The sequence below is a fragment of the Vibrio sp. 2304 genome, assembly GCF_033339475.1.
In the GTDB taxonomy this organism is placed as follows: Bacteria; Pseudomonadota; Gammaproteobacteria; order Enterobacterales; family Vibrionaceae; genus Vibrio; species Vibrio alginolyticus.
This window is the reverse complement of record NZ_JAWOUQ010000122.1, coordinates 1-540: the sequence shown is the minus strand read 5'-3', so window position 1 is coordinate 540 and position 540 is coordinate 1. Positions and strand designations below refer to the sequence as shown.

The window sequence follows — 540 nt, the reverse complement described above, 5'->3', positions numbered from 1 at the left end:
AAAAACTGCATTGACATAGATATCGGGATTTACAAGCTTCATCCTTTCTCTTGCAGTTTGAGCCTTACTTTTCCCTATAGTTTGAGAATTAGATAATATTTGCCTGTTTAAATTTGTTTCTTCGAATACATCTCCATCAATAACAGTTATATATCCAATCCCTAGTCTACCAAGCATCTCTATGACATATCCACCTATTCCTCCACATCCCACTACACAAATCTTAAAATTCTTAAGACTTTCATTTTCTTCCTTAGATAAAGTATTCATATTTCTATCATATTTCCCCACAAAATTAGCCTCCTCCTACGGGCGGAAAAAGAGATACTGTAGCTTCGTCTTCAATGGGTTCGTCCCATTTTTTATCTCTTCCATTTACTATAAATATTGCTACTTCTTCTTCTTTGATTCCAAGCTTTTCTATTATCTCTCTTCCTGTAATGCCTTCATAATACTCAAAATGTATTTCTTCTTCTCTACCATTTCTAAAGGTTGCAAATAGTTTTACCTTAATCATTAAGCCACCATCCCATTGGAAAT

Annotated in this window: 2 protein-coding genes; both read right to left on the bottom strand. The window is 33.9% G+C overall.

What is annotated here, in order from left to right; all coding sequences use genetic code 11:
- Positions 1-291: HesA/MoeB/ThiF family protein (locus R7P64_RS24590; RefSeq protein WP_318124250.1), on the bottom strand; the 291-nt coding region annotated here is incomplete at its 3' end.
- A gap of 4 nt (positions 292-295) precedes the next feature.
- Positions 296-540, bottom strand: a 245-nt coding sequence (locus tag R7P64_RS24585; RefSeq protein ID WP_318124248.1) for a MoaD/ThiS family protein, incomplete at its 5' end; no start/stop codon positions are given.